This window comes from Staphylococcus caeli (assembly GCF_900097965.1).
Taxonomy (GTDB): domain Bacteria; phylum Bacillota; class Bacilli; order Staphylococcales; family Staphylococcaceae; genus Staphylococcus; species Staphylococcus caeli.
The window spans coordinates 1-2,763 of record NZ_FMPG01000030.1 but is presented as its reverse complement, the minus strand read 5'-3'; the positions used below and the strand labels follow the sequence as shown (position 1 = coordinate 2,763).

At 28.0% G+C, this 2,763-nt stretch carries 2 protein-coding genes; one reads left to right on the top strand and one right to left on the bottom strand.

Translation table 11 applies throughout. The features are described 5' to 3' along the window. Nucleotides 1–641: 641 nt before the first annotated feature. Nucleotides 642–965 (bottom strand): quaternary ammonium compound efflux SMR transporter QacH, encoded by a 324-nt coding sequence (gene qacH, locus BJS11_RS13150; RefSeq protein ID WP_069996731.1) that lies wholly within the window; start codon nt 963–965, stop codon nt 642–644. Nucleotides 966–1,332: 367 nt separating this feature from the next. Here qacH and BJS11_RS13145 point away from each other — a divergent pair, with 367 nt between their 5' ends. Further along, nucleotides 1,333–2,253, top strand: coding sequence for a protein rep (locus tag BJS11_RS13145; protein ID WP_069996732.1), 921 nt, complete (start codon nt 1,333–1,335; stop codon nt 2,251–2,253). The last annotated feature ends 510 nt before the right edge of the window (nt 2,254–2,763 follow it).

Sequence of the window (2,763 nt, the reverse complement as noted above, 5' to 3'; positions counted from 1 at the left end):
GTTTTTCTGGCTTATGTTTAAAAAGTACAAGTGATTGTATTTAAAATGACTTTAGCAACTTAGGTAATATGTCTTTTGAATACAAGTTAAATGTCAGAAAGATGTACCCTTATTTTGCTCATATTTGCGTTTTAAGAAGCATATATAAATATATAGGTATAAAAATATATAAATATAGAGTTTGCTCTAAATACCCCCTTAAAATGCAAAATAAGGCTATTGGATTATCACACGCAAATTTTGGTTTTAGCAAGATACTATTTTGGTATGTAAGTGCGCCCTCGGACAATTAAAAATAAAAATCTTAATTTAAACTAAAGTTTAACTAAGATAGTCACGAATTTTATTATGTTCAAAAATCTGTATTATTTCAGATGTCTAGAACCAAGGTATTGAATATGTTGTGAATGAAAGTAAGAGGTAATCATTGCATGATTATATTTTTATTCATGGGATAGTTACATACATAATTTAACCACGCATTTATGCCGAGAAAATTTATTGATGTTGAGAAGAACCCTTAACTAAACTTGTAGACGAATGTCGGCATAGCGTGAGCTATTAAGCCGACCATTCGACAAGTTTTGGGATTGTTAAGGGTTCCGAGGCTCAACGTCAATAAAGCAATTGGAATAAAGCAATTAGTGTGATGATCCGAATGTGTTTAGTAAAACAACACCAACTATAATTAAAACAATTGAGATAATACTTATTAAGTTTATTTGTTCTTTGAAAATAAGGACTGAAACGATTGTAGTTAAGACTAAGCCTAAACCTGCCCAACTTGCGTAAGTGATATTTAAAGGTAAATGTTGCATAGTTTTACTTAAAAAATAAAAACAAACGATAAATGAAATTAATGTTGCTAGTGTTGGGTATAATTTTGAAAATCCTTCTGATGATTTTAAGAATGCACTACCTATTACTTCTCCGACTATTGCTAGTATTAAATATAAATAAGGCATGAAATTAACTCCTTTTATTAATTAGTGATTGTATTATATCCGTATGATTTAGTAATAAATAGCCTTGTATTTTTTTATTGATTTGCGAGGTACTGATTTTTGTGACTTCAAAAATTTTGAGGGGGTTTAGAAACGAGTTGAAAACGAGTTTCTTCTTGTCTTGATAATAAGGGTAACTATTGCCGGTGAGGCTAGTTGCCCTTAAGTTACTGATATGCCTGGTTTTAACCACAAAAAAAGTTGCTTTTTCGTACCTATTAATGTATCGTTTTAAATGACTAGTAAAAAACATACATAGAAAGGGGAAAAAGCAACTTTTTTTATTGTCATAGTTTGTGAAAACTAAGTTGTTTTTATGTGTTATAACATGGAAAAGTATACTGAGAAAAAACAAAGAAATCAAGTATTTCAGAAATTTATTAAACGTCATATTGGAGAGAATCAAATGGATTTAGTTGAAGATTGTAATACATTTCTGTCTTTTGTAGCTGATAAAACTTTAGAAAAACAGAAATTATATAAAGCTAATTCTTGTAAAAATCGATTTTGTCCTGTCTGTGCTTGGAGAAAAGCTAGAAAAGATGCATTGGGGTTATCTCTGATGATGCAATATATTAAGCAGCAAGAAAATAAGGAGTTTATCTTTTTAACTTTGACTACACCTAATGTAATGAGTTATGAATTAGAAAATGAAATAAAACGTTACAATAATTCTTTTAGAAAACTTATAAAAAGAAAAAAAGTAGGTAGCGTTATAAAGGGATATGTCCGTAAGTTAGAGATTACATATAATAAAAAAAGAGATGACTATAATCCTCATTTTCATGTATTAATTGCAGTAAATAAATCATATTTCACAGATAAAAGATATTATATTAGCCAACAAGAATGGTTAGATTTATGGCGTGATGTAACAGGTATTTCAGAAATCACACAATTTCAAGTTCAAAAAATAAGACAAAATAACAATAAAGAGTTATACGAAATAGCTAAGTATTCTGGTAAAGATAGTGATTATTTAATAAATCAAAAAGTATTTGATGCATTCTATAAATCACTTAAAGGTAAACAGGTATTAGTTTATTCAGGATTATTTAAAGAGGCTAAAAAGAAATTAAAAAATGGGGATTTAGATTACTTAAAAGAAATTGATCCAACCGAATATATCTATCAAATTTTTTATATTTGGAAACAAAAAGAGTATTTAGCTAGTGAACTTTATGACTTAACAGAACAAGAAAAAAGAGAAATTAATCACAAAGTGATAGACGAAATCGAGGAAGAATAATAACAAAATATAAGTGCTAACAGCTGACCTCCCGATAACACTATGTAGTTATTGGGAGGTCAGCTGTTGAATTATGCACGAGTATTTTAAAAGTTATTGTGATGACGACGATAAACGAGTATCAAAAGTATAATGTTAAAATGCTTTATTATACTAATGTTATATAAATATTATACTTTCGTTATACAAATTTTAACCCTGTTAGGAACTATAAAAAATTATGAAAATTTTAATTTGCATGTAACTGGGCAGTGTCTAAAAAATTCGCCACTGGTCATGAACAAAAAATGAACTAAACAATTTAACTTTTTAAGTTATATAAATTTTAGGGAGTTCCAATCAAATTAGAAAAATATATAAAAGAGCTATATTGTTTTTCTGGCTTATGTTTAAAAAGTACAAGTGATTGTATTTAAAATGACTTTAGCAACTTAGGTAATATGTCTTTTGAATACAAGTTAAATGTCAGAAAGATGTACCCTTATTTTGCTCATATTTGCGTTTTAAGAA